This is a genomic window from Vibrio sp. KUL80, assembly GCF_059725495.1.
Genome location: NZ_AP045841.1, coordinates 84,628 through 110,627 on the forward strand (window position 1 = coordinate 84,628; position 26,000 = coordinate 110,627).

29 protein-coding genes are annotated in these 26,000 nt (G+C 47.4%); 20 read left to right on the forward strand and 9 right to left on the reverse strand.

Annotated elements, in window-relative coordinates:
• Nucleotide 1: 1 nt before the first annotated feature.
• On the reverse strand, nucleotides 2-1,030 hold the full coding sequence (locus tag AC6I8U_RS00395) for a COG3650 family protein (RefSeq protein ID WP_498017428.1): 1,029 nt from the start codon (nucleotides 1,028-1,030) through the stop codon (nucleotides 2-4).
• Nucleotides 1,031-1,073: 43 nt separating this feature from the next.
• On the opposite strand from AC6I8U_RS00395, the gene AC6I8U_RS00400 reads away from it, so the two are divergent.
• Entirely contained in the window at nucleotides 1,074-1,532 is a 459-nt protein-coding gene (locus AC6I8U_RS00400; protein WP_498017429.1) for an EVE domain-containing protein, read from the forward strand.
• 105 nt (nucleotides 1,533-1,637) lie between these two features.
• Here the strand turns inward: AC6I8U_RS00400 and AC6I8U_RS00405 are convergent, their stop codons facing one another.
• Together AC6I8U_RS00405 and AC6I8U_RS00410 are read right to left on the reverse strand one after the other, a co-directional pair.
• On the reverse strand, nucleotides 1,638-2,459 hold the full coding sequence (locus AC6I8U_RS00405; RefSeq protein WP_498017430.1) for a Cof-type HAD-IIB family hydrolase: 822 nt from the start codon (nucleotides 2,457-2,459) through the stop codon (nucleotides 1,638-1,640).
• Between the two features lie 138 nt (nucleotides 2,460-2,597).
• Nucleotides 2,598-3,584: an alpha/beta fold hydrolase gene (locus AC6I8U_RS00410; protein WP_498017431.1), complete on the reverse strand. Its 987-nt coding sequence runs from the start codon at nucleotides 3,582-3,584 to the stop codon at nucleotides 2,598-2,600.
• 127 nt (nucleotides 3,585-3,711) lie between these two features.
• Between AC6I8U_RS00410 and rhtB the strand changes: the two genes are divergently transcribed.
• Both rhtB and AC6I8U_RS00420 read left to right on the forward strand, forming a co-directional pair.
• Nucleotides 3,712-4,329, forward strand: coding sequence for a homoserine/homoserine lactone efflux protein (gene rhtB, locus AC6I8U_RS00415; protein ID WP_234494944.1), 618 nt, complete (start codon nucleotides 3,712-3,714; stop codon nucleotides 4,327-4,329).
• A 15-nt stretch (nucleotides 4,330-4,344) separates the two neighbouring features.
• On the forward strand, nucleotides 4,345-5,571 hold the full coding sequence (locus AC6I8U_RS00420; protein ID WP_498018292.1) for an EAL and HDOD domain-containing protein: 1,227 nt from the start codon (nucleotides 4,345-4,347) through the stop codon (nucleotides 5,569-5,571).
• Here the strand turns inward: AC6I8U_RS00420 and AC6I8U_RS00425 are convergent.
• Nucleotides 5,568-6,593 (reverse strand): amidohydrolase family protein, encoded by a 1,026-nt coding sequence (locus AC6I8U_RS00425; RefSeq protein WP_498017432.1) that lies wholly within the window; start codon nucleotides 6,591-6,593, stop codon nucleotides 5,568-5,570. The two genes, AC6I8U_RS00420 and AC6I8U_RS00425, sit on opposite strands and share 4 nt — an antisense overlap.
• Before the next feature lie 70 nt (nucleotides 6,594-6,663).
• Nucleotides 6,664-6,984, reverse strand: a complete 321-nt coding sequence (locus AC6I8U_RS00430) for a DUF2500 domain-containing protein (protein WP_252012918.1) — start codon at nucleotides 6,982-6,984, stop codon at nucleotides 6,664-6,666.
• A 260-nt stretch (nucleotides 6,985-7,244) separates the two neighbouring features.
• Here AC6I8U_RS00430 and AC6I8U_RS00435 point away from each other — a divergent pair, with 260 nt between their 5' ends.
• The 4 genes from AC6I8U_RS00435 (at nucleotide 7,245) to AC6I8U_RS00450 (ending at nucleotide 10,119) form a co-directional block, all read left to right on the forward strand.
• Nucleotides 7,245-7,616, forward strand: coding sequence for a hypothetical protein (locus AC6I8U_RS00435; protein ID WP_042478771.1), 372 nt, complete (start codon nucleotides 7,245-7,247; stop codon nucleotides 7,614-7,616).
• A gap of 902 nt (nucleotides 7,617-8,518) precedes the next feature.
• Entirely contained in the window at nucleotides 8,519-9,157 is a 639-nt protein-coding gene (locus AC6I8U_RS00440) for a lysoplasmalogenase family protein (RefSeq protein WP_498017433.1), read from the forward strand.
• Between the two features lie 84 nt (nucleotides 9,158-9,241).
• The gene (locus AC6I8U_RS00445) at nucleotides 9,242-9,478 is read left to right on the forward strand and encodes a YecH family metal-binding protein (protein WP_042478773.1); all 237 of its coding nucleotides are present in this window, start codon (nucleotides 9,242-9,244) and stop codon (nucleotides 9,476-9,478) included.
• Nucleotides 9,479-9,534: 56 nt separating this feature from the next.
• A complete protein-coding gene (locus AC6I8U_RS00450; RefSeq protein WP_128649876.1) occupies nucleotides 9,535-10,119 on the forward strand; it encodes a YhgN family NAAT transporter in 585 nt (194 codons plus the stop codon).
• Nucleotides 10,120-10,179: 60 nt separating this feature from the next.
• Here AC6I8U_RS00450 and AC6I8U_RS00455 read toward each other — a convergent pair whose 3' ends face one another.
• A complete protein-coding gene (locus AC6I8U_RS00455; protein ID WP_234494948.1) occupies nucleotides 10,180-10,497 on the reverse strand; it encodes a DUF1145 domain-containing protein in 318 nt (105 codons plus the stop codon).
• Nucleotides 10,494-11,096 carry a 16S rRNA (guanine(966)-N(2))-methyltransferase RsmD gene (gene rsmD / locus AC6I8U_RS00460; RefSeq protein ID WP_042478818.1) on the reverse strand — a complete coding sequence of 201 codons (603 nt, stop codon included), beginning with the start codon at nucleotides 11,094-11,096 and terminating at the stop codon, nucleotides 10,494-10,496. The genes AC6I8U_RS00455 and rsmD overlap by 4 nt, the downstream gene beginning before the upstream one ends.
• Nucleotides 11,097-11,300: 204 nt before the next feature.
• On the opposite strand from rsmD, the gene ftsY reads away from it, so the two are divergent.
• From ftsY to glpG, 6 genes are all read left to right on the forward strand, one after another.
• Entirely contained in the window at nucleotides 11,301-12,563 is a 1,263-nt protein-coding gene (gene ftsY, locus AC6I8U_RS00465) for a signal recognition particle-docking protein FtsY (protein ID WP_498017434.1), read from the forward strand.
• Nucleotides 12,564-12,625: 62 nt separating this feature from the next.
• Nucleotides 12,626-13,297 carry a cell division ATP-binding protein FtsE gene (ftsE, locus tag AC6I8U_RS00470; RefSeq protein ID WP_042478777.1) on the forward strand — a complete coding sequence of 224 codons (672 nt, stop codon included), beginning with the start codon at nucleotides 12,626-12,628 and terminating at the stop codon, nucleotides 13,295-13,297.
• Nucleotides 13,287-14,240, forward strand: coding sequence for a permease-like cell division protein FtsX (gene ftsX, locus AC6I8U_RS00475; protein ID WP_498017435.1), 954 nt, complete (start codon nucleotides 13,287-13,289; stop codon nucleotides 14,238-14,240). Before ftsE ends, ftsX begins: the two co-directional genes overlap by 11 nt.
• A 264-nt stretch (nucleotides 14,241-14,504) precedes the next feature.
• Entirely contained in the window at nucleotides 14,505-15,362 is an 858-nt protein-coding gene (gene rpoH, locus AC6I8U_RS00480; protein WP_234494951.1) for an RNA polymerase sigma factor RpoH, read from the forward strand.
• A 492-nt stretch (nucleotides 15,363-15,854) separates the two neighbouring features.
• Nucleotides 15,855-16,181, forward strand: coding sequence for a thiosulfate sulfurtransferase GlpE (glpE, locus tag AC6I8U_RS00485; RefSeq protein WP_498017436.1), 327 nt, complete (start codon nucleotides 15,855-15,857; stop codon nucleotides 16,179-16,181).
• Between the two features lie 11 nt (nucleotides 16,182-16,192).
• A complete protein-coding gene (gene glpG / locus AC6I8U_RS00490) occupies nucleotides 16,193-17,032 on the forward strand; it encodes a rhomboid family intramembrane serine protease GlpG (protein ID WP_498017437.1) in 840 nt (279 codons plus the stop codon).
• A 36-nt stretch (nucleotides 17,033-17,068) separates the two neighbouring features.
• On the opposite strand, the gene AC6I8U_RS00495 is transcribed toward glpG, so the two are convergent.
• On the reverse strand, nucleotides 17,069-17,476 hold the full coding sequence (locus AC6I8U_RS00495) for a flagellar basal body-associated protein FliL (protein WP_128649880.1): 408 nt from the start codon (nucleotides 17,474-17,476) through the stop codon (nucleotides 17,069-17,071).
• Nucleotides 17,477-17,635: 159 nt separating this feature from the next.
• Between AC6I8U_RS00495 and AC6I8U_RS00500 the strand changes: the two genes are divergently transcribed.
• Both AC6I8U_RS00500 and ubiA read left to right on the forward strand, forming a co-directional pair.
• Complete coding sequence (locus tag AC6I8U_RS00500) at nucleotides 17,636-18,178, forward strand: chorismate--pyruvate lyase family protein (RefSeq protein ID WP_234494953.1); 543 nt, start codon at nucleotides 17,636-17,638, stop codon at nucleotides 18,176-18,178.
• Nucleotides 18,175-19,035, forward strand: a complete 861-nt coding sequence (gene ubiA / locus AC6I8U_RS00505) for a 4-hydroxybenzoate octaprenyltransferase (RefSeq protein ID WP_498017438.1) — start codon at nucleotides 18,175-18,177, stop codon at nucleotides 19,033-19,035. The genes AC6I8U_RS00500 and ubiA overlap by 4 nt, the downstream gene beginning before the upstream one ends.
• A gap of 72 nt (nucleotides 19,036-19,107) precedes the next feature.
• On the opposite strand, the gene plsB is transcribed toward ubiA, so the two are convergent.
• Entirely contained in the window at nucleotides 19,108-21,567 is a 2,460-nt protein-coding gene (gene plsB / locus AC6I8U_RS00510; protein ID WP_498017439.1) for a glycerol-3-phosphate 1-O-acyltransferase PlsB, read from the reverse strand.
• Nucleotides 21,568-21,851: 284 nt separating this feature from the next.
• Between plsB and lexA the strand changes: the two genes are divergently transcribed.
• From lexA to hemN, 5 genes are all read left to right on the forward strand, one after another.
• Nucleotides 21,852-22,475: a transcriptional repressor LexA gene (gene lexA / locus AC6I8U_RS00515; RefSeq protein ID WP_252012907.1), complete on the forward strand. Its 624-nt coding sequence runs from the start codon at nucleotides 21,852-21,854 to the stop codon at nucleotides 22,473-22,475.
• Between the two features lie 161 nt (nucleotides 22,476-22,636).
• A complete protein-coding gene (locus AC6I8U_RS00520) occupies nucleotides 22,637-23,275 on the forward strand; it encodes a class I SAM-dependent methyltransferase (protein ID WP_498017440.1) in 639 nt (212 codons plus the stop codon).
• Nucleotides 23,275-23,841, forward strand: a complete 567-nt coding sequence (gene yihI / locus AC6I8U_RS00525) for a Der GTPase-activating protein YihI (RefSeq protein WP_128649884.1) — start codon at nucleotides 23,275-23,277, stop codon at nucleotides 23,839-23,841. The genes AC6I8U_RS00520 and yihI overlap by 1 nt, the downstream gene beginning before the upstream one ends.
• 15 nt (nucleotides 23,842-23,856) lie before the next feature.
• Nucleotides 23,857-24,351, forward strand: a complete 495-nt coding sequence (locus tag AC6I8U_RS00530) for a DUF2489 domain-containing protein (protein WP_042478799.1) — start codon at nucleotides 23,857-23,859, stop codon at nucleotides 24,349-24,351.
• Nucleotides 24,352-24,554: 203 nt separating this feature from the next.
• A complete protein-coding gene (gene hemN / locus AC6I8U_RS00535; protein WP_498017441.1) occupies nucleotides 24,555-25,946 on the forward strand; it encodes an oxygen-independent coproporphyrinogen III oxidase in 1,392 nt (463 codons plus the stop codon).
• Nucleotides 25,947-26,000 lie beyond the last annotated feature (54 nt).

Below are 26,000 nucleotides of genomic sequence, written 5' to 3' on the forward strand. Positions count from 1 at the left end.
TCTATTCGCCCTTATAAAGCACTAAACCGCCGTTCGCGATTGGGTAGACGATATCACCCACCTTTTCCTGCTTAGCGACCAGTTTATTGCCGTCTAAGGTGAAAATGCGTTGTGACACTAAATACTGCTGCTGGTGGCGCGTCATGATGACCTGGACTTGCTGATTGTTCAGTTGTTGCCAAAAGCCACGCTCTTCGGTTGCTGGAGAGTCATCTGGATACTCGTAGCGAGTGATAGCGGTGTGATCAGGAAGCAGCGTCATCGAGATGGTAAAGCCGGCGGTCTCTGTGGATTGTGCCACATAACTGCCAGTCCAATTTAGCGTGGTATCCGTGTTCGAAAGCGTGGCACAGCCTTGTCGAGTCTGACCGTTCATGGTCAGCACACCTGTCCAGCCATAAATAGAGTCGCTCATGGTGTCATTACAAAGCTTGCTACTCATCTGAAGATTCGCATCATCAAACTCATAGCGGCGGGTGGTCTGAGTTACCTTACGATCTTTGAGCGTGAGCGACTGTTTATCTTCGCCCATCATCGCAAAGCTCGCTTGTTTGGCGCTGTCAAACTTGAGAGACCAGAAAGGTTCATTGCCAAGTACCTGTGTTGGTCGCAGCGGTTGATCGCAGCGCTTGGGGTTTTCAGCGGTCAGCAGGTTGACGTGTTTTACTACAAAGCGGCCAGTATAATCGGAATCAAACCCACGATGGCTCGGCGGCTCTAGATAACCAACCACTTCCGCATATATTGGCTGATAAGGCTCACGAGTCAGCTTTTCTGCCTCCGGACGAACCTCTTTAGGCAAATCTAGCCAATACTGATGCTGGCTGCCACACGGCTGAATGGTGCGGGTCTCGTGTCCAATGACAGCTTGGCCGCGCATGACATAAGTTTGTGGTGTGATAGTTTCTGGACGTGATAGCTCCGCAGAAGGTACTGGAGGCGCGCTTGGCGGCGTCTCTGTATTGAAAGACGAACATGCTTGAAGCAATATGAGCGGAGCAACCGCAAGCGGTAGGCGCGACATTGTCATTAAATTTTCCTTATTTAGAACGATCACAGGTATCTAAACCATTATGGCATATTGGCTATTTAAAACAGAACCCGATGAGTTTTCCATCGACACTCTGCGTGTCAAAGGGAGCTCATGCTGGGAAGGGATCCGCAATTATCAAGCACGAAACATGATTCGTGATGAGATGAAGCTTGGCGACTTAGTGCTGATCTATCACTCATCGTGCAAAACCATAGGGGTTGCCGGTATCGCTCGCATTACTAGAGAGGCGTACCCAGATCACTTTCAGTTTGATATCAATAGCGACTATTACGATGCCAAAGCTGAACCCGATAACCCACGTTGGTTAATGGTAGACATTGAATATGTCGAAAAGTTTAAGCGTGTACTGCCGTTAAGTGTGCTCAAAACCATGTCGGAACTGGAAAACTTGCCGCTAGTGAAGCGTGGTAACCGTTTGTCGGTAATGCCTGTGTCAGAAACCGAGTGGTCTGCGATTTTGGGTCGAGTGGCGCGCTAAACAAGCGACTGGCCATCAATGAGATAAAACAAAACTCCCACGCCCAATAGCTAGGATATGCGCTATATAGGGGTGAGCATGGGAGTTTGATTGTTGATATTCGGCTTATAGCAGATGCTTTTTCAAAAATTCAGCGACAGCATCGTCGGCGTTGCTGCCAATAACGGTGTTGTTTGGTAGGGCGTTTTTCACTTTGTCGTGCGCGTTTTCCATCACATAACCGTGTCCCGCCATCGTCAGCATTTCAACATCGTTCATGCCATCACCAAAGGCGATGCAGTTCTCAAGACCTAAGCCAAGCTTCTCGGCGACCGCTTTTAGTGCATCACCTTTAGAGACTTCTTTCGCCATCACTTCTAGGCACCAAGGCGTCGAGAAGGCGATATTCAGAGCGTCACCAAACTTAGCTCTCAATGCATCCTCAAATTCTACTAAGTGCTCGTGGTCTTGCTTTGGATGGGTAATGAAGATCTTGGCGATACCATCTGTTGGCGCATTGTTGGCGTCAAATAGGTGATAGCTAAATCCTGTTTCGGTGTGGAACTTACGCAGATACTCATCTTCTTGGTTAAGCAGCCATGTATCGTCTTGGTACATGTGAACAAACAGCTCACTGTCGGTGTTGAGCACATCAACGATCGGTTGTACTAGGTCCTCAGGGACGTTCTGGCTGTATAGCAGTTTATCCTGCTGGTCATGAACTCTCGCGCCGTTCGACGTAATCATGTAGGCAGGAATACCCACAGATTGACGAATACCCGCGACGTCAACATGGTGACGACCGGTTGCGAAAATGAAAGTGTAACCCTTAGCGTGCAGTTCCTTTAACGTTTGCTTGGTGTTAGCACTCAATAGGTGGTCTGGAGCCAGTAAGGTGCCGTCTAGATCAGAAGCGACAATGTTGATGGAATCTCGATTAAGGGTCATAACTTTCTCTTCGTGTCGAACGTGGAGGGTAGTCGCCAAAGGGGCAACCTAATAGGGATATTGTAGGGGATATTAAACCAGAAAAAGAGGGTAAATGGGTGACAGAAATATTTCCTCATTTACCTTCTTTGTTACGTGTTATTGCTTTGAAAAGAAATGGCTTACGGCATCGAGTGCTTGATTTCGGTAGGCATCTTTTTCAAACAAAACTTCATGTTTTGCGCCCTCGACCGTCACCATCTTGGCGTGTTGATTGGTACGTGAGAGCTTGCTGACAAAGCGCTGCTGATCTTGGTTACTCACAATCTGGTCTGCGCCAGCTTGCACCAGAAGCAGCGGTATTTTTACCTGCCTAGTTTGCTGGATACACTGCTTGGCAGCCATTAAGCCTTGCCACACCCATCGGGTGCTTGGTCCGCCAATTTTTAACTCCGGCATCTTCTCGTACAGGTCTCTAAACCAGTGGTAGCGGACCTCGCTTGAGGAGAGCGGGTTGATCTCAAAGGGCTTAGCCACATAGCCTTGATACCCGGGAGCATAGGTTGGCACCGGGTAGATGGCTGTCATAATCTGCGCCACAAATGGAGCGATAGGCTTTAAATACCATGGCACATTGACGCCGTACATAGGCGCACTGAGCGCAATCTTATCGAAGTTGTGAGCGGGACGAGTTTGAATATAGCGAGTCGCAATATTTCCGCCCATAGAGTGAGCAAGGACATGGCGCTGCTGATAGCGGCTTAAGTCAAAACTCTTTAATACAAGGTCCATGTCATCGAGGTAGTCATCGAACTCATGGACGTGGCCCATCTCAGGATTAGGGGCCAGGTGGCTTGATAGGCCTTGGCCTCTGTGGTCAAACGAATAGATGTCGTAACCTTGTTGGAAGAAGTCGTAGAACAGCTCTTGGTATTTCCATGCAGATTCAATACGGCCATTGACCACGATGAGGGCTTTCTGATGATTCTCGTGCGTTAATTTGCACCAGTATAATTGGGTACCATCCTTTGCTTTTAGCTTCCCTTCCTGTCGATTCTCCCATAATTGAGCAATGTGAGTGTTTATTACTTGCTCAAACTCTGGCTCTTGAGTATAAGAGATGTCAGTAGCATTTATCGTGTGCATACATGGGCCTGCTTCAATTTTTATGTATAATGCGCTGTTTTTTAGACACTTTTGTGTCATTTTACAGGGTTATCATTCCACGGAACGTCTTATTCAGTTAAGAGTAAACCAGTGGTGAGGAATTACAATGGATTATCATGTTTGGTTCGCTTATGTGGTTACAGCGATCGTATTTAGCTTGGCGCCAGGTTCGGGTACCGTTAACTCGATCAGTAACGGCCTAAGTTACGGGACACGTAAATCCCTAGCTGCCATTGCTGGGCTGCAAATCGGTTTGGCGATCCACATTATGCTGGTGGGGGCTGGAATCGGTGCTTTGGTCGCCAAGTCAGCGCTGGCGTTTAGTATTATCAAGTGGGTGGGTGTGGTTTACCTGATTTGGCTTGGTATTCAAAAGTGGCGTGATACCTCATCCGTAAAGGCTAGCTCTGAACATGAAAGTCGTACCGCAGGTCAACTGCTGCGCAGTGCTGTGCTGATTAATCTGACTAACCCTAAGTCGATCGTCTTTCTCGTCGCACTGTTTCCGCAATTTATCGACCCTGCTGGCGACCAAGTTCAGCAGCTCATGATTCTTGGTATCACGACAGTAACAATAGACTCTATTGTTATGCTCGGTTATACGTCGCTCGCTTCACAGATGGGGCGTTATATTCGCTCTGATCGTGTCATGGGACGCATTAATAAGTTATTTGGTTCAATGTTTGTAGGATGTGGCGCTTTGCTTGCCGCCGCGAAATCGTAAGGCCGCGTTTTGGATATGTACGCCACCTACGTAGCTCGCCAGCCCATTTTTAATGCCCGCCGGCACACCTTGGGTTACGAGCTGCTGTTCCGTGATGGAGAACGGAACGCCTTTCCGGCTCACGTGGAAGCGAATCGTGCCACCTACCGGTTGATTGTAGAAAATTTCTTATCGTTGGGTATCAATCCAGCGCTTTCTAGTTCACGCTGCTTTATCAATTTCCCTCAGCAGAGTCTGATTCGCAGGCTGCCACTCATATTACCGAAAGAGAGCGTGGTGATTGAGATCCTGGAAACCTGTGAACCGAACGATGAGTTATATGATGCAGTCAAAGAGTTAGCGCGTAGTGGCTACATCATTGCCCTTGATGACTTTGTCTATACCGACGCGTGGGAGCGATTCTTACCGTTTGTACAGATCGTTAAGCTAGACATCATGTCGATGGGCGTCGAGCAGGCATGCGAGTTTGTTCGGCGCCAAAAAGCCAAGGGCAGTCCAAGGCATTACCTTGCTGAGCGTGTTGAGACCGAGCAAGAGTTCCTCTTGACAAAAAAAGCAGGGTTTAAGTTCTTTCAGGGCTTTTTCTTTAGCAAACCCGTCATGGAAAAGCAGGTTTATATCAGCGCTGAGCAGTTGGTGGCGATGGAGCTGTTCCAGCAGGTGTGTATGCCTGAAGTGGACTTTGACAAGATTGAGCAGATCGTTGCTAAAGACGTTACGCTCTCTTATAAGTTGCTGCAGTTTGTTAATACCATGAATCCACGCCTCGAGTCTGAAATCTCCTCATTTAGACAAGCTTTGGTGTATCTAGGGCAAGAGAAACTTAAACTGTTTGTGTCGCTGACCGTTGCGTCGTTCATTTCGAGCAGTAAGCCCAAAGCACTCTATGAGCTCTCATTGCAACGTGCTCAATTTTGCCGATTGATGACCAAATACCCGCCGTTTAGAGATTACAAAGATCAGGCATTTATGATCGGCTTATTCTCGATTCTGGATGCTTTGATGGATCTCTCCCTAGACCAATTGATTACTCAACTGCCACTATGCGAAGAGATCAAACGTGCGCTGCTAGAGAGGCAAGGTCCGTATGGACGATTGCTGTCGATGGGAGAGTGTTTCGAATCCGCCGACTGGCAAGGGCTTGAGAAGCATCGAGCTCAACTTGGGGTATCACAAAATCAAGTGTTCTCAGCGCTGGCCGATGCCCAACGCTGGAGTCAGAAGGTTCAGGCGTTAAGCTAGTTATCGCCTGACGGGGTGCTTTTCGGTAAGACGGTCAGCATGTTTTGATACGCCATTTTGTTGGCGACATGTTTAGGCAGTGCAGACAGTACCGGGTCCCATACCGCGAGCGCTCCTTGCTGATACTGAAATTGACCCACGACATCACTACCAATCATAAACCGCTCAGGATACGCCTCAATCAATGATAGCCAGCGGCTGTCGACTCGACCTTGGGGCGCGATGACCTCAATGAGACTCCAAGACGCCAAGATGTACAGGTTGTCATGCTCACTCAAAAGGTCTGCCACGGTTTGATAGAGGAATTGCATCTTGATGGTTCGAGTGAGTGTGGTCGTGGTACCCGCATGAGCCCAGAGAAAGCGGGTGTCGGGGTGGTTACTGAGTGCCTCTTCAAGCTCTTGTAGATAAAGCGGATTATCCTCTCGCTGTGAGGTGATATTGGTGTGCAGCAGAACGGGAAGATCGTGCTTAGCGGCTAATTCATAGACTTTGGCAAGTGCTGGGTGGTTTGCTCTTGGTTTCTCATCGGCGGTGAGTGCGGTTAGATGGTCATGACGAGTGATCACCTCCCCAATACCTTTCCAAAACCCAGGACGAAATGTCAGTTCGCGTTCGATGTGCTCCGCGGCATTCATGTCTGTAGTGTTAAACCCACTAAGGAAAGGGTGCAGCCTAGCTTGGCTTGGCTTCGGTAGTGATTCTACCTCGCGCGCAATCAGCTCATCGGTAAATGAATAATAGTAGACCGGGGTGTCATCACCATATACAAAGCGCGGTGCCTTAGGTGCGCTCGCATCCCACTTTTTCATCACAGGCAACCCCATGACATATGAGTGGTCGATACTCAATGCATCCATATTATCAATCAGCGCCTGTGCACCGTCACCACGTTGGAAATAGTCGACCAGGTGTACTTCGGCATCATTGACTCGACCCTGATAAGCAGAGCTACAGCCAGAGGTAAGCAACGCGATACACGTGAAAACGGCTTTTAGCTTCACGCGAGAATAGAAACTCATGATTAACATCCATGTGATTGAGCTAAGCGTTACGCTACCACGACTGATAAGCGACGTAAATCTATAGGATTTAACGATTTAGCGCAAAATGTAGGAATTTATCACCCTGATAAGTCAGTACGCCTTTATCGCCAGGATTAAGGTGATGATAGTAGTGGACCCCAATCTGGAACTCTCTTTTAGGGCCAAATGCGCCTTTTTGAATGTAGATCCAGTATTCGTCTTCTTGGGTCGGGTCTTCGGTGGCAACAACCTGCTTATCAAGAATGGTAACAGAGGCTTTTCGCTCAGGCGCATCAATACCAAGTGTATGTTTTCTTTGAATGAAAACAAAAAGATAGCCAGCAATAACGATCAGTACGATGACAGCAATAATCAGAGAGATAGGCATACAAACCCCATTCATTTCAGTACGCTGGAACTAAGATCGCACAAAACCAGCAGAAAATAAGCTGTCATCGTTGGTTTAGCCAAGATTTTTAGGCTCATATCACACAAAAGCGGGCTGAATTAGGTTTAAATCTTTACTTGAATTTACCTTACAATTGTCGAATTCTTAATACAGATGGTTAACAATGGAGTGAACCAAAGTTTTGGACATTAGCCAGCACACCTTTTTTTCACAGTTCGCTGGTGGTTGGAGGGATGCATATGTCTGATATTGAACGTGTTGTTTTACGAACGAGGCGCTTAGAGAAGTTGCTTAGGCAGCAATATCGCGCCGATGGTAAGGGCTTACATCAACTTGTGACTAGCTGTGAAGAACGGCTACCGCATGATGTGATTAGCAAATTGAGATACATCGCGACCATTCGCAACAAGATCGTTCATGAAGAAGATTTTGAGTTGGATGACAAATCAGGATTTCTTCGTGCCTGTGATGAGTGTGAACAAGAGTTAACGCCTAGAAGCAGTCGCTTTATTTGGCGCACCGCTATGTGGTTGATGGCACTGATCACCTTGCTTGCAATGGGTTTCTACTACGTGCACTGGGAGAAGGTGCTACACATCATCTCTAAATGAGAGTGTTGACCCCAAATAGCAAAAGGGACGCATTAAGCGTCCCTTTTTTGATCTTGTAGATTAAAGTCTACGCATCGCTATTAGTAAAGCATCGGCAGTGTCATTAGCCCTACCACTACGGCTATCATCACTAGACCTTGCTTCTGAGAAGATGAAATCATAACACTGCTCCTTTTATTAATTCTGTCGTTGGATATTAGAATAGCACCTGTTTTGGCTTTTAGGCAAGGATATTGTCAAAAAAACTCCATTTTTATAAGTTTTCCACCCTAAATATGATCTTAATGCCACAAAGAAACAGTGTATTTATTCTGGGTTAATTTTGTCCGCACGTGGTTTTGTGATGTAGATTTAAATTAAATATATGTTATTTAAGGATAAATTTGTGATTACATAGTGTTCGTTATAACTGGTGTTTGTTTTGGGGGTTTGGTGTCAACCTGAGGTGAATACCTAGTTAAGCATTGTTTTTGGTGTCTATTTAAGAAGGTGATTTACTGATAGATGAGAAAGTAGGGCTGATTTTCTTAAGAGGCGATAGGAAAACCGTAACTTTTATTAAGTTATTAGAAAGTTAATGAGCGCGCTTTGTTAGAGTGATTTTAATTTTAGTTATTATAAAACAATAATTTAAGTGCTGCTTTCTGAATTGGAGATGTTGGTTTGCGTTAGCGGTAATGATCCATCATTGGAAAAACCATATTACGTCATAGCAAAGAAAGGAAAACGTTTGCTTTGTAATTTTTATGTTTGAGTGACAAAAGGGACGTACTCACACTGAATCTTGGCCTGTCAAAGGCAAACTTTTTTAGTTTAAGACAAGTCCAACTTTTGAACCTTGCCACTGGACAGTCATCATCAGCTTCATACACTGGGTTCGAAAATAAGAATTAGGTGTGTGTATGTGGAGTTGGCTAGCTGTAGCCCTATCGTGTTTGCTGTTTATTTTTGCTGGTGAGAAAGGGGACAAAGCCCGAATGGTGGTGTTTAGTGGACTAACACACGCTCTTTTGGCAGTCATACTCATCAAGACGGGAATGTTCGAGCCTTACCAAATGTGGATACTGGTAGGGTTAGTGCTATTTACTGTTAGCGACGGAGTCGTGCAGTGGCGACGTTTTACCAAACTCAGTTTTTTTGGATACATAGCGGCGCAACTCGCTTATAGCTGGGCTATGTGGGGACAAGTGAACAGTGAGTTTGTGCTTTGGCTGCCTGCATTGTTGTTCTGCATTGCTATCGTCACCTTCTTATTACTATTACCTAGACTCGATTCATTCCTTATGCCCGTTGCCTTGATGGGTTTATCACTGGTTCATCTTATGTGTGCCGCAGGCGAGGCGTGGTTAATTACCCGTTCGTTTGAGGCGATGATTGGGTTTGCGGGGACGGCGTGTCTTGCCCTGTCAGCGTTGCTGCTAGCACTGGATAAGTACCATTTCCAATCAAAACGCGCCAGTTATGCCGTATCGGGAAGCTACTACCTTGCGCATGGTCTTGTTGTGGCTTCGGCGCTGTCGAGTTCAACTCAAATGATATAGCGTCGCTTTGGCTTGCGTCAGATCATGATGCGCCACGCTAAGATTGGCTAGCATAGTCGCACGCTATTTAGTGAGGTAATCTTCATGACAACATCTATCCATGCCCACAAAGTTCTTAACCTGCTGCGTGAGCAACCTATGAGCCGTGAGCAGTTAGAGCAAACCGTTCTTGATCAGTTTGGCGCGGATGCGACTTTCCGTACATGTAGCCGAGAAGGCTTTGATCTTGAGGCTTTGCTAGCGTTCTTTATCGAAAAGCAGAAAGTGATTGAGAATGAGGGGCTTTGGACGCTAAACATCGAGCGAGTCTGTTCTCACTAATTAAGAATTAGCCTGCTATACTCCACTGCAAATTCTTAGATAGCAGGCTGTAATCCATGGATATTCTTTCAGCGGCGACCATGTTATTCCTTATCATGGACCCGCTCGGCAACCTTCCCATCATACTCTCGATACTTAAACACCTCGACCCAGAGCGACGTAGAAAGGTGTTAGTCCGTGAACTGTGCTTTGCTTTGCTCATTCTGCTTCTGTTCCTTTTTGCAGGCAAAGGCATACTAAGTTTCTTACACGTTGAGCCAGAGACACTAAGTATATCCGGCGGTATTATCCTATTTATCATAGCGATACGTATGATTTTCCCACAGGCTGGCAGTGTGACGGGTTTAGCCGCAGGGGAAGAGCCCTTTATTGTACCTATGGCGATCCCAATGATTGCGGGACCCTCTGTCATCGCATCGGTTTTATTGCTTTCGACTCAAAACCCAGACAGCTTGGTTGAGTTGTCTGCGGCGGTACTGATTGCTTGGGGGGCGACCTTCTTTATTCTCATGTTCTATAATTTCTTCCATAAAATGCTGGGTGAGAGAGGTCTTAAGGCCGTTGAGCGATTGATGGGCTTATTACTAGTTATGATTTCAACCCAGATGTTCCTGAACGGGGTGAAGAGTTACCTAGGTTAAACACCTCGGGTGATGGGTCAAAAAAGAAAAGAGCCGCTATTGCGGCTCTTTTTCTAAATACTACTTTTTATCGCTGTTTTCAGCAGTTTGGTCTTCTGGCTCTGGAGCAGGCCCCATCATGTGTTTTTGACGGATATCCAGTAGGGCAAAAATACCAAACGCAAGTATCGAGTATTTCTCCCATGTGCCCAGTTTCAACTTGTCGCCAAAGGCACCAAGGAAAATCGCCATTTGAACGCCATGCATCAAGAACAAGAACGCGGTCATGATATAGAGAGCGATGGCACCTTTGCCTGGAAATGGATGGAAGATATTCAGTATCAAGACAAACCAAACAAACCCGAAGGCGATTTTTGCTAGCATGAGTAGCGCTTTCATTGTGATTCCCTCTCAAATAATCGGTAGCTAACCTGACCCGCCGTCTTTTCTTTTAGTAAGTCCCAGTGCTCTGGAATAGCGTCAAGCTGCAGTTCTTTTTCCGTTTCTATATAGATTAACGCATTGTCTGCAAGCCAACCATTATTCTCTAAACGGTCGATGACATCCGGCAGTAATCCCTTTCTAAACGGTGGGTCGATGAAGACTAAGTCTTGTGGCTCGCCAGCTTGTGATAAAAAGCTGAGCGCGTCGCCATGATGAGCTTTGATATTGTCCGCTTTGACCAGCGCAATGTTACTAACGATCTGCTTATAGGCTTTGTCATTCAGCTCAATCATAGTGACATGGTCCGCTTGCCTTGATGCGGCTTCAAACCCTAAACCGCCAGAGCCCGCAAACAGGTCCAGTACTTTGGCGTGGGGAACATCTTGTGCCAGCCAGTTAAATACCGTCTCTTTAACGCGGTCGGTCGTTGGTCTTAAACCCTCTGCATCATGTACAGGGAGCTTGCGACCACGCCAAAGTCCGCTAATGATGCGAACACTACCCATCTGAGACGATGGTTTTTGTGATGGAGTTTGCTTGCGACGTCTAACCATAGATTTTTTGACCGCCAATAAAGTGATACTATAACGGGCTCATTAACGAGCTTAAATTAATAAGTGACGAAGTGTACCAATCTCTGAGAAAAGTTTTCACTGCTTTGTCACAAATATTTTTTGCACCGCCAGACGTTAACCTATAACGTCTAGGCTACGACGAATTTAAGACATTTGAAAAGACAGTATTCAGGATAGTTTCAGATGACAGAAAAGAAAAAACGCGGACTTCTCTCTTGGCTCGGCTTTGGCGACGAAGATCAAACAGAGCAAAAACAGCAAGACACTGCCGCGGAGACTCAATCCGAACCGCTAGAAGCAGAAGCATCGACTGATGCTGAGCAGCAACAAGCTGAACAGGTTGAAGCGAGTGTTGAACAACAAGACGACGCAGAACCAAACGCTACTGAGCCAGCCGAGCAAGCAGTCGTTGCGGCTGACGAAACCGAAGATACTGAAAAAGCAGAAGCAGAAGCAGAAGCAGAAGCAGAAGCAGAAGCAGAAGCCCCAGTTGTTGCTCGAGTTCAGGAGCAAGAAAAACCAACAGAGAGCTTTTTTGCACGCTTGAAACGTAGCCTGAGCCGTACCAAAGCCAACATCGGTGCGGGTTTCTTTGGTCTGTTCAAAGGCAAAGAGATCGATGACGAGCTGTTTGAAGAGCTAGAAGAACAGCTACTCATTGCTGACGTGGGCATGAACACTACAGTAAAAATTATTGATAATCTTACAGAAAAAGCGTCTCGTGCCGATTTAAAAGATGGCGAAGCGTTGTATGGTCTGCTTAAAGATGAGATGGCTGACATCCTTAGTCATGTCGAAAAGCCATTAGAAGTTGATACCACTAAGACTCCATTCGTTATCCTAATGGTGGGTGTGAACGGTGTGGGTAAAACCACGACGATTGGTAAGCTTGCCAAGCAGTTCCAAGCGGAAGGCAAGAAAGTCATGCTAGCGGCGGGCGATACCTTCCGTGCAGCGGCGGTAGAGCAGTTGCAGGTTTGGGGTGAGCGTAACGATGTCCCAGTGATTGCTCAGCATACTGGAGCGGACAGCGCATCGGTGATTTACGACGCTATTGAAGCGGCGAAAGCGCGCGGGGTGGACGTGGTTATCGCCGATACCGCGGGTCGTCTGCAGAATAAAGCGAACCTGATGGAAGAGCTGCGCAAGATTGTGCGTGTGATGAAGAAGATTGATGATTCTGCACCACACGAGATCATGCTGACGCTTGATGCCGGTACCGGTCAAAATGCGATTAGCCAAGCTAAGCTGTTTAGTGATGTGGCACCGCTGACCGGTATTACGTTAACTAAGCTTGATGGTACCGCAAAAGGCGGGGTAATTTTTGCGCTGGCGGATCAGTTCCAAATCCCAATCCGCTATATTGGTGTTGGTGAAGGCATTGACGATTTAAGGCCGTTTGAGACCAAAGAATTTATCGACGCACTGTTTAGTCGAGAAGAATAAATTAAGGGGATACATGGCATCCCCTTTCTGACCTAAGACATCCAAATCAGAGGAATGATTCGGTGATCAAATTTGAGCAAGTGAGTAAAGCCTATCGAGGTGGGCGACAAGCGCTGCAAAAAGTCGATTTTCACTTAAAGCGTGGTGAGATGGCATTTTTGGGAGGCCACTCCGGCGCAGGGAAAAGTACCTTACTAAAGCTTATCTGTGCGATTGAACGACCAACCGATGGTCGTATTCTATTTAATGACCACGATATCAGTAGACTACCTTCGAAAGATATTCCATTCTTGCGCCGCAATATTGGCATCGTTTTCCAAGATCACCGCTTGCTGATGGATCGCACTGTATTTGATAACGTTGCGCTGCCAATGCGTATCGAGTCTATCTCGGAGAATGAAATCAAACGCCGCGTTTCAGCTGCGCTAGATAAAACTGGGCTGCTCGATAAGATGAAGTGTTTACCAAGTCAGCTTTCTGGTGGTGAACAGCAGCGTGTTGGTATTGCTCGCGCTGTCGTTAATCGCCCGACCATGCTGCTTGCGGATGAGCCGACGGGTAACCTAGACCCTGAGCTTTCGAACAAAGTGTTGAAGCTATTCGAAGAGTTTAACCGTGCTGGCGTGTCCATCCTGTTAGCGACGCATGACATACATCTCGTGCGCTCTCGTCCTCAATACCGTTACCTAGAGCTGAATCAAGGCTTTTTAAGTGAGGTGAGCGATGGTGTTTAAGCGTAATAAAAAGCCGGCTAAGCATCGTCTCAAGTCCGATGGCTTCTTTACTGTGCACTGGCGACAGGCTAAATCGTCACTGGTAGAAATGTGGCAGCGTCCACTAGGCAATATTCTTACCTTAGCGGTTATTTCTATGGCGCTCACCATGCCCGCATGTTTGTACCTTCTGGGTAAGAACGTGGCGGCAGTGACGTCGAATGTGGCCAGCCAGTCTCAAGTGACCGCATTTATCGATGTTGGGGTGCCGGATGCACGCGTTTTAGTGCTGAAAGATGATATCGAGAGCTGGGAGATGGTGAGCGAGGTCGAATACATCACGCCGCAGCAAGGTTTGGCAGACTTGAGTCAGCACTCAGGCCTCGATCAAGCGCTAAGCTTACTGGATGGCTACGCATTGCCGGGAGTATTGGTGATCATTCCTAGTGATACCAGCGTAGAGACAGATCGAGAATTGGTGTCTAAGCTTCGCACCCGTAGCGACATTACTGATGTTCGTCGTGATGAAGATTGGCTAGGGCGCTTTGATGCAATCAAGAACCTGGCATCGACCTTGGTGATTAGCTTGTCTGCTTTGATGTTAGTGTCGGTGTTTCTCATTGTCGGTAATACGCTGCGCTTTAATGTGCTTGCGAATAAAGAAGCTATTCAGACCATGAAACTGATAGGCGCGACGGATGCCTACATCCTTAGACCGTATCTTTACTCAGGAATGTGGTTTGGATTGATTGGAGCGGTCGTCGCGTGGCTGTTTACCGCGTTGCTGACGATTATTATCAACAGCACGGTCACCGATTTGGCCATGCTTTACGACAGTGATTACCGATTGCTTGGACTTGGCTGGGATGAAACCTTACTGATTCTAATGCTGGGTTTGTTCCTGGGCACTGGCGCGGCGAGAATCTCTGCAAAGCGTCATTTGAAAGAAATTGAACCGGTTTAAGCGAAAAGGGTCTTAAATAGTGGCATAAACATCGTAGGTCGACCTGAGCGAATAATCGTTCAACGTTTCAATAACATAGTGAGATTTAGCTCTCATTAATAGTGTATTTACCTATTAATGAGTGAAATTTAATCGGTAATAACACTTGTTTAGACCTATTGATTATGCATAATTACTAACCCCTTCTTGAAACTGTCATGGTTTAGGTCCAGTATTGTCAGGTTAAGAAGGTGTTGACCCTACTCGAGATAGATGAGGAAGTGAATGGCAAACCAAGCGTATCCAATGGCTTTAGTAACACAAGATAGCTTAGACAGCTATATCCGTTCAGTGAACAGCTACCCTATGCTGACCGCTGATGAGGAGCGTGAACTAGCAGAAAGATTACACTACGATGGTGAAATAGAGGCAGCGAAAGGGCTGATCTTATCGCACCTTCGCTTTGTTGTTCATGTTGCTCGTGGCTACTCCGGTTATGGTCTACCTATGGCTGACTTGGTTCAAGAAGGCAACATTGGTCTGATGAAAGCAGTGAAACGTTTTAACCCTGAAGTGGGTGTAAGACTGGTTTCATTTGCAGTGCATTGGATTAAAGCAGAGATCCACGAGTACGTGCTGCGTAACTGGCGTATCGTTAAGATCGCGACCACCAAAGCTCAGCGTAAGCTGTTTTTCAACCTACGTAAGTCGAAAAAGCGCCTAGGTTGGTTTAACAACGGTGAAGTTGAAACGGTAGCGAAAGAGCTCGGTGTTGAACCATCAGAGGTTCGTGAAATGGAATCTCGTCTTGCAGCGCAAGATTCAACGTTCGAGATGCCAAGCGATGATGATGACTCCGGTACAACCTACACCGCGCCTGCGCTGTATCTAGAAGATAAGAGCTCAGATTTGGCCGAGGACTACGAAGCTCAAAACTGGGAAGCTCACACCAACAATCGTCTAAGCCACGCACTAGCGACGCTTGATGATCGCAGCCAACACATCGTTCGTTCACGTTGGTTGGATGACAACAAGTCAACGTTGCAAGATCTCGCCGATAATTACGGTGTGTCTGCAGAGCGTATCCGTCAGCTAGAAAAGAATGCGATGAAGAAGCTGAAAGCGGCAGTGGGCGAGTTTTAAACCCAACACATCGCGAAGCAAATTTTCAAAAGCCGAGGTCAATTGACCTCGGCTTTTTTGATCTCGGCAATGCGTTGTTAAGTACCAGATCAAGTGGTCATCTCGATCCGATAATTGATCGCAAAATTTCGTCTCTTGCCTGTGGATAAGTCTGTGATGAAATTATTTGCCAACTGTCAGAAAGCAGCGACAAATGGTGCTTTGAGAGGCTTTTGGCCTTGGGGATACCTTTTGCTTTACCCACAGTTAGATCAAGATCATACCTAGATGTAGTGGATCAAATGATCCAAAACCACTTTATCAACGCAATCCACAGAGTTACACACAGCTGGTGAAAATGTAGACTGAAGTGGATAACCCTAAAAGGTGTCGGTACTTTGTTAGCACTGAATAGTGCTATTATCGACCAAGAGAAAATAACCAAAAAAACGCATGCAATACGCTTAATTTTGACGTAGCGCTAAGTGCGATGAAAGTAAAGGATTAGACTCTATGGAGCAGTTTCAACATATTGACGTGCACGGGGCACATCAGTTACTACAAGACAACGACGAAGCAAGGCTGGTGGATATCCGTGATATCCAGAGTTTTAATGTCGCTCATGCCACTGACGCATACCACTTAACCAATGACAGCATTGTTGATTTCCTGCAGCAGGTTGAATTTGAAGCACCAGTATTGGTGATGTGTTATCACGGTATCAGCAGTCAAGGCGCAGCTCAGTATCTCCTTAATCAAGGATTTGAGCAGGTATACAGTGTCGATGGTGGTTTTGAAGCGTGGCACAGAGCGGCCTTGCCGGTAGAGAGTCACACATAGAGAGAGCAACAATGGTTAGACTTATCACCCTGCAGAACCCGAGAATGGGGCAGGCATTTATCGATTACATGGCATCGAGAAAGATTGATGTCCAAATGATGCCCGAGGGTGGTGGTCAGTTTGTGCTTTGGCTGATGAACAGTGAAGACCAGCTTGAAGCGGAGGTTGAGCTCAAGCATTTCCTCGATGACCCTATGAATCCCAAGTACCAAGCATCGTCATGGGATATGGCTGAAACGCGCCGCAATGCATTCCACTACCAAACGCCAAGCTTTACCTCAATGCTTAAAGCAAAAGCTGGGATAACAACACTCTCTGTTATGGTGCTGTGCTCGGTTATCTATATCACTCAGTTTGTTGGATTAGGGCAGTGGGTGTTCTCTTGGCTGCACTTTCCAGCTTTTGATGGACAGGATTGGCAAGTATGGCGCTGGTTTAGTCACGCCTTGCTGCATTTCTCTGCCATGCACATCATCTTTAACCTGCTGTGGTGGTGGCAGTTAGGTGGGGATATCGATAAGCGCCTTGGTGGTAAGAAGCTGTTAGAGATCTTTTTCGTCTCTGCCGCTATTTCGGGAATCGGTCAGTATTGGATTGAGGGAGCAAACTTCGGTGGTCTGTCTGGGGTTGTGTATGCGCTAGTCGGCTACCTGTGGATGCTCACGGTGAAGCGTCCTGATATCGGTCTTATTATCCCTAAGCCTATCGTTGCCTTTATGCTGGTTTGGCTTGTGCTTGGCTTTGTTCAGCCGTTCCTTGCTATCGCCAATATGGCGCACCTGACCGGTTTGTTGGCGGGTGTGGCGTTGGGCCTACTCGACAGCTATCGCTTGAAGACAGCCAAGGCTTAAAGACGCTTGAAAATAGCCTAGCCCAACACGCTCATTCTATTGGTAGAGATATTTGGTAAACAGCAGGTCGGCAATGACCGCTTTACCTGTCTCTGCCAATAGCAAGTTGTTGAGATTCTCGACCAGCATCTGACGGATCTCTTCTCTTCCCGCCAAAGACTTAATCACATCGGCATTTTGTTTGCCTAGTAGTTCAATCACGGCATCGCGAATTAGCGGCTGGTGATGTTCAATAATCGCTAAATCATTAACGTCGCCGACCATGACATCAATACGCACTTGAACATAGCCAAGTCGCTTGCCTTTGGTGTGGAAGTTAGTGGTCAATTCCGGCTCGAGAGTGAAATACGCAAGGTTAGGTGCCGACTCCTCTGCGGAGAATGCAGGCATAGCAGCAGTCAAGCCCATGATCAGGAAAAACTGGGTCAGGTAACGTTTACACATATTTCTCTCTTTTAAACTCGAATTAGCCGATATTCCATGAGCCTAATTTTGTTACAATGACGTAATAACGCTGGAGTGTACCGACATGGTTGGTGGTACAATACGCCGTCCAGATGAACAATGATTGTACGCGCTTCAAGCGTGTTATTGAATAGCAAAATGAATGATTCAGCTTTCGACTATCTGAAAATATTACGCCAAGCTCAATGGCAGTCTCCTGACGAGTTTCCTCATCTTAATCGCCATGCCTCGCAATGGTTGACGGAGCAAGGGTCGCTTTCACATAAATTGGCAGAGCATTGTCAGCACTTCTCTGTCGAAGTCGTGCGCAATGAAGCCAGCCCACTTCATACTATGTCTCAGGAGGAAATGGAGCTTCTTGACCACGAACCTTGCTGGTTGAGAGAAGTCGTGTTGTCTGGTGACAACCAGCCTTGGGTTATAGGTCGCACGCTGATGTCGCTTGAGTCGATGGACCGCAGCCAATATGATATTTCTCAACAAGGAACGGTGCCGATTGGTGTGACGGTCTTTTCAAGTGCTGATACCACGCGCGATGCATTGCAAGTGGCACAGATTGCCACGCCAGAGGGCGATCTTTTTGCTCGCCGCTCACGGCTCTGGGTAAAAGGACACCCGATATTGGTTGCCGAACTTTTCTTGCCCGAGTCACCGATTTACCAACAGGAGTGTGGTCAATGACCTCGACAAAAGCCAGAGCTTACTGGCAGCTGATGCGCATGGATAAGCCTATTGGCTCGTTACTATTGCTTTGGCCAACGCTGTGGGCACTGATTGTTGCTGCAGAAGGCATCCCTGATCTTTTTGTGCTTGTGGTCTTTACCTTAGGTGTGGTCATGATGCGTAGCGCGGGCTGCGTGATCAATGATTTCGCCGACCGCAAAGTCGATGGGCATGTAGAGCGAACCAAGGGTCGCCCGCTGCCATCAGGGCAGGTGTCATCAAAAGAGGCCATTGGTCTGTTTCTATTTTTGGCAGTGGCGTCATTTATTCTGGTTTTGACCATGAATACGCTGACGATTCAGCTTTCATTTGTCGGTGTGTTTTTAGCGTTTATCTATCCCTTCATGAAGCGTTACACACACCTTCCACAACTGTTTCTTGGTTTGGCGTTCAGCTGGTCAATTCCAATGGCGTTTGCTGCTCAAGCTAATGCTTTGCCGCCAATGGTCTGGTTTATCTTCGTCATTAATGCTCTTTGGACCATCGCTTACGACACCCAATACGCCATGGTGGACCGAGAAGATGATCTTAAGATTGGAATCAAGTCGACCGCCATTTTGTTTGGCAAGCGCGACAAGCTCATTATTGGTGTGCTGCAACTGATCACCCTGTTGATGTTGATGGGACTTGGCTACAGTTACCAGTTGGGTGGCAGCTTCTACTGGAGTTTGCTTGTGGTGAGTGCGCTGTTTGTTTATCAGCAGTGGCTAATTCGCCATCGTGAGCGCCCACTTTGCTTTCAGGCCTTTCTCAACAACAACTATGTAGGGATGGCAGTCACCATTGGTTTGCTAAGTGCATTTCTGTTGAAGTAACTGAGAGTTTTCGAGTTAAAAAAAGCGCGGTCATTGCAAAATGACCGCGCTTTTTCGTTTTCTCAAAGAGGATTACTCACTCTCGATGGTTTCATCGTCATCTAAGCTAGGGTCGCTTTGATGAACACTCTCTTGAATAGTAAGGCGTACCTCTGGGTACAACAGACCGTAGAGCATACCGGCAAGGTTTTCAGTGGCTGCGATATCGCAGTTACCATCGATATCTAGGTAACCTTGCTCTTTTAGCGTGCTAAATAGCGCCGCGAATACGCCCTTATCGAAAAACTCTGGCGCATTGATACTGTGCAGACGACCTAGGCGCTGAGCAATGTCTTGGCTCTTTTGTTCTAGATCGCGCTTCCCAAGCTCTGGGTAGCACGCCAGCAGATTAAGAGAAATCGCGTAGCGCTGCAGCGTCTCAGAAATTGTGCGGCCCAACAGCATCAGTGTCTGAGTGTTGGACTGATTCATTGACACGACGCCTTGATCAACCAGCACCAGTTCTTGGCGCGACAGCTCATTGATAATGCTATCGACCATCGACTCCAGCTCGCTCTCTTCAATGCTCAAGAACAGCTCTTTTTTCAAGAAAGGATAGAGCTTTTGCACATTGTATTGAATTTGCTCCAGTGACAGTTTGTGCTGACGAATCAACATCTGTGCGATAAGTGATGGCAGTGCGAACAGGTGAATGATGTTATTGCGGTAGTAGGTCATCAGAATCGACTGGTGACGGTCTAGTGAGATAATGTCACCTAGGGTGTCCGACTCAATAACAAATTTATCCAGTGACTCAGCATGAGCGACAAGCTCTTCTGCCGTTGCATTAGGCAGCGTACATGTCTTCGAATAAGGCACGTGTTTAAGCAGTGATAGATAGCAATCGATCTGGTTAACTAAGCTGTCACGAGACAGAGCACGCTGACGTGATGCTAGCAGAGCAGTCGCACAAAGCGTCAGAGCATTAGCGGCGGCAGCGTCGTTGATGTTGGTCATCATCTTAGTCGCAAGGTCATTGACCGCCGGAACCAACCACTGTGGCTTGCTGGTACCCATTGGGTCGATGTCGTGCGTCCAGTTAGGTGCCGCTTCGTTGAGGTACTGGTTAAGTGGGATTGGCTCACCAAAGTTCACGTAGCCTTGGCCGAAGTTACGCAGCTTACGCAGCGTTTTAAGCACCTGACCCGCGTTCTCTTTCTCTTTGCGCTTACCGCGTAGCTCTTTCGCGTAAGTGCTTACTTCCATCACGTGTTCGTAACCAATGTAAACAGGCACTAACGTGACAGGGCGGTTGAGACCGCGCAGCATAGCTTGAATCGTCATCGCCAACATGCCGGTTTTCGCTTGCAGTAAGCGACCAGTACGTGAGCGACCACCCTCACTGAAGTACTCCACTGAGTAGCCTTTCGCGAACAGTTCAGCGAGGTACTCACGGAAAATCGTCGAATACAGCTTGTTGCCCTTAAAGCTGCGGCGGATAAAGAAGGCGCCACCGCGACGGAAAATAGGGCCGGCTGGGAAGAAGTTGAGGTTGATGCCCGCGGCAATATGCGGTGGAACCATGCCTTCTTTGTACAGCACGTAAGAGAGCAACAGATAGTCCATGTGACTGCGGTGACAAGGAACGTAAACAATCTCGTGACCGTCTTGAGCCAGGCGGCGAACGGTAGAGGCGTTGCTGACATTGATGCCTTGATACAGCTTGTTCCACAGCCATGTCAGAACGTGATCACCACTTTTTACCAGCTTGTAGGAGAAATCTGCGGCGATTTCATCCATGATTTGCTGAGCTTCTTTGCGCGCCTTCTCTTCGCTAACGTCGTTGCTTTGTGCGTGATCTTTGATCGCTTGCTCGATAACTTGCGAGTTGAGCAGGCGATGGAACAGTACTTGGCGGTTTGGCAGGTTAGGGCCTGATGCTGCGAGTTTCTGACGCGAGAAGTGAATGCGGGCCACGCGAGCGAGCTTGTGTGCAATAGACTCATCGGTGCCGTGAGAATCGGCCATATAGCGCAGTGATACCACTGGGCTAAAGCGAACCATGCAGTCTCGGCCTGATGCCAATACCGCCATGGTTTTCTGTACGCCATTCATCGGTTGCAGATAAGGCTTCGGCGTTTCTTCTTTGCCAGGCTTACGACCCCATAAGACCGTCGCAGGAATCACCTGAACATCAAGTGATGGGTCTTTTTCGTGCTCTTTGAGTAGATCAGAGAAGAGGGCAATAGACTCATTCGGGACGTCTTGGTCGCTGGTAATCAGCGTCGGTCTTGAAGCTATGAACACAAAGCGATCACGTTCTTCGCCATTGAGCACGATCGGCTCAAGCGGATCTGGCAGTCCTACCGCGAGCGCTTGCTTTTGTAGGGTCAGGAGATCAACGTTTGAGCTGAAGGGCAGTGCATACACCACAGGTTTCGAGATATCGATATTGTGGTCTTCGATGGGGTTAGATGGAATCGCCGTCCCTTTTACTAGCACCGACATGGGCAGTTTTATAAAGGAACGGAACAGTGATTGTCCTGAAGACATAAAGGTTCACAGCCTCAATTTGTTCAAAGAAACAATGCCAGAGGATGAAGCATGGCAACACAATGTTGTGTATTAATCCTAGGCATTAGATTTAGTGCGCCGCAAGCATACCAGAAACTGGTCTTACCTTTTACTGAAAAAACAGTACAACGACATATTTACAATTCTATGCGCCATTGTGTTTAGTTATGGTGTCAATCTGCTAAAAAAACAACCAATTATCGTTGCAATTACAATATTACTGGATATACTCACAGTTAACTGTATAAACAGACAGGTGATGTATGAAGCCGCTAACGCCCCGACAACAGCAGGTCTTTGATCTAATCAAAGCCAAGATAGACGACGTAGGTATGCCACCTACGCGTGCCGAAATCGCTAAGGAACTTGGGTTCCGCTCAGCGAATGCGGCCGAAGAACACCTAAAAGCACTCGCTCGTAAAAAAGCGATTGAAATCATCCCAGGCGCCTCCCGTGGTATCCGAATTTTGCTTGAGCAACAAGCAGCGAACGAAGACCAAGGCCTACCGCTTATCGGTCAAGTGGCGGCAGGTGAGCCTATCTTGGCTCAAGAGCACGTAGAAGCACACTACCAAGTGGATCCGAGTATGTTTAAGCCTCAGGCGGATTTCCTACTTCGCGTAAACGGCGAGAGTATGAAGGATATCGGTATCATGGATGGCGACCTACTAGCGGTTCATAAAACCCAAGACGTTCGTGACGGTCAGGTTGTGGTCGCGCGCGTTGACGAAGATGTGACGGTGAAGCGTTTGGAGCGCAAAGGCGCAACGGTTTTATTGCATGCAGAAAACGAAGAGTTTTCGCCGATTGAAGTCGACTTGACGGCGCAGCATTTAGCCATTGAAGGCATCGCCGTGGGCATCATCCGTAACACGGATTGGATGTAACCTAATTCGGCGGAAGGGCATTTTGTTGTCTTCCGCCAACCTTCCTCGGCCAAAATTACACAAATTGTAGAAAAAATACCCGTCTCTACTCCACTCCGTGCTCACTTTCTGGTATGTTTCGCACCCTTGTATTGATCAGGGTATCGTTCAGGAGAGGAATTGTGGAATCTTGCCCACTGTGTTCGGGACAATCCGTCCACCATTACCATAGTGACAAAAAGCGTGATTACTTGCAGTGCTCGCGTTGTGAATTGGTGTTTGTGCCAAGAGCGCAGCGTCTCGATGCGGTGAGTGAAAAGGCGCACTATGACCTCCACAATAACGATCCCCAAGACCAAGGATACCGCCGCTTTTTGTCTCGATTGGCAGAGCCAATTTTGCAGCGAATTGCACCCGGTTCAAAAGGACTAGACTTTGGATGTGGTCCAGGTCCGACTCTGTCACTGATGCTCACAGAGCAAGGTCATGACATGGCACTGTACGATCTGTACTATTATCCGGATAAATCCGTACTCGATAATAGCTACGATGTGGTGACCGCGACAGAGGTTATCGAACACTTGTATGAGCCAAACCAGGTTTGGCAACAATGGTTATCGCTCATTAAGCCTGGAGGATGGTTGGGCTTAATGACAAAACTGGTGATAGATGTAGACGCATTTGCTAAATGGCACTACAAAAATGACCAGACGCATGTTGTTTTCTTTAGTCGAGCCACGTTCTTGTATTTAGCAGAGCGAGACGGGCTGGATATTGAATTCATTGGTAATGATGTCATTTTACTGAGGAAGCTTACGTAATGAGTCGTAAGAAAAAATCAAGAAAGCCGGGCTCTAATCCAGAGCCGGTAGTTGCGGTTACCCGTAACCGTTCACAAGCGGACGTTGACGGTCGCTTGCGCAAGCGTTTGAAAAAACGCAAAGGTCAGAAGTCAGGCAGCCGCCACTCTGAAGGCAAAGCTGTGAACCAGTCGACGGGTGGCGCTAAGCTAGACCCTCGCCTAGGCAGCAAGAAGAAGATCCCGCTTATCGTTGAGCCTACGAAGAAGCCAACCAAGGTTGAGCGTCGTCTATCTGCTGAGCAAGAACTGGAGATGCTAGAGAACGATGCGCAACTGAACGTGTTGCTCGATCGCATTGAAAGCGGTGAGAACCTAGGTGCTGGTCTACAGAAATACGTGGACGAAAAACTGGATCGTATTGAGAAACTGATGAATCAACTTGGTCTTATGGAGCCTGAGTATGATGAAGACGAAGAGCTTGATATGCCAGTGGCTGAGGTGTCTGCACCAAGCAAGAAAGCAAACAGTGATGATGATCTATTGTCGCAGTTTGAAGATATCGACATGGATCAGTTCAAAGGGTAACAAGGGGTAGAGTAGATGAATACCGTGACGCTGTTAACCATTGCTGGTGTGCTCATTATTGTGGGCTTGGCAAGCTACGCGGGCTATTTGCTACTGCAACTCAAAAAGCAAAAGGAGTTGCAACAACAGCATCGTGAGCTGGCAATCAAAAAGCGTAATGCCAACATCTTCGAGAGTGTGGATACCATTTGCTTAGCGACGATTCAGGGGCAGTGCGACCTGTCGGAAGCGGCAATTCGCCTCTATAACATCATGGACTATGTTCAAGGTGATGAGCGCGTCGACTTTGACAAAGAGTTTCCTGCCACTGCTGAGCTTTTCCATATCGTCAAAGACATGCCTCGCGGTGACGCGAGACAGGAGATGGAAAAGCAGCAGCGAATGCGTGACAATCTGACGCGCCAAAAAGCAGAAGCACGCCTTAACGATGCTATTGTAGAAGAGCTAAAAACGCTGCAACGCACCGTCCAGCCTCTCAATGACCAAATCGATATCAAACTGGTGGGTTAGCTTTAGCTTACCTACCTTTAGCAAGTGATCGTGATAGCAAAATTGGCGATCACTTGCACAATTCCACCTCTTGACGGGATACCCGTCATATTTGTGTGGCAAAATAGCGCCTAGTTGACTCCCTATACCGTCAGGCATTTCTCGTCGGTCTTAGCTCGTAGGTTTAGTGGGGCGAAAGCAACGTGTTTATTGGAAGTATGACCATGTCTCAAAATCAACCCGAAACTCAACAACAGATCGTCTGGGATCAAGCTATCCTCGACAAATACAACTATTCCGGCCCGCGATACACCTCGTATCCAACGGCGGTTGAGTTTCATGAAGCGTATACCATTTCTGATTACGATATGGCGTGTACTCAATACCCAGATCGTCCGCTTTCGCTGTATGTCCATATCCCGTTCTGTCACAAGCTTTGCTACTACTGTGGCTGTAATAAGGTGATTACTCGTCATGCGCACAAAGCCGATGAGTATCTTGATGTTATTGAGCATGAGATTCGCCAGCGTGCGTCCTTGTTGCAGGGCCGAAAGGTCACCCAACTGCACTTCGGTGGTGGTACGCCAACCTTCCTGACGAAAAGCCAAATCAGCCGCCTAATGGCAATCTTGCGTGGTGAGTTTTTCTTTGAAGCGGATGCTGAGATCAGTATTGAAGTCGACCCACGCGAAATTGAGTTGGATATGCTCGACCACCTACGTGAAGAGGGTTTCAACCGTCTAAGCATTGGTGTTCAAGACTTCAATAAAGAGGTTCAAAAGTTGGTAAACCGCGAGCAAGATGAAGAGTTCATTTTTGCTATGGCGAAGCGAGCGAAAGAGCTTGGTTTCCGCTCGACCAACCTAGATTTGATTTACGGTTTGCCAAAGCAGACCAAAGATCGATTTGCACAGACACTTGAGCAGGTGCTCACCATGCGCCCAGGTCGTCTGTCGGTGTTTAACTACGCGCACATGCCAAACCTGTTTGCAGCACAGCGTAAAATCAAAGATGAGGACCTGCCGCAAGCTGAAGAGAAGATGGCTATCCTGCAAGATACCATTGCTACCTTGACCGGTGCGGGTTATCAGTTTATCGGTATGGATCACTTTGCACTGCCTGAAGATGAGTTGGCTGTTGCTCAGCGCGCAGGGGAGCTGCACCGAAACTTCCAAGGCTACACCACACAGGGCGATTGTGACTTGGTTGGGTTTGGTGTTTCTGCTATCTCTATGATTGGTGACAGCTACGCTCAGAACCAAAAAGAGCTGAAGAAATACTACGCTCAGGTGAACGAGTCTCGTCATGCGTTGTGGAAAGGTGTGGTGCTAGACAAAGATGACTTGATCCGTCGTGAGGTCATCAAGCAGCTGATCTGTAACTTCAGCCTAGATAAGCGCTCCGTTGAAAAGATGTTTGCTATCGACTTCAATCAGTACTTTGCAGAAGATTTGAAACTGCTGCAAACCTTCATTGACGATGAGTTGGTCGCGGTATCAGATGACACGATTGAGGTGACTCTGCGAGGTCGCCTGTTGATTCGCAATATCTGCATGAGCTTTGACAAATACCTCCGCCAGCGTGCACGTCAGCAGCAGTTCTCACGCGTTATCTAACGTTAGCTGACGTAGAGTCGACCAAATAGCGAAAGCCCACTAGCCAGTTAGCGT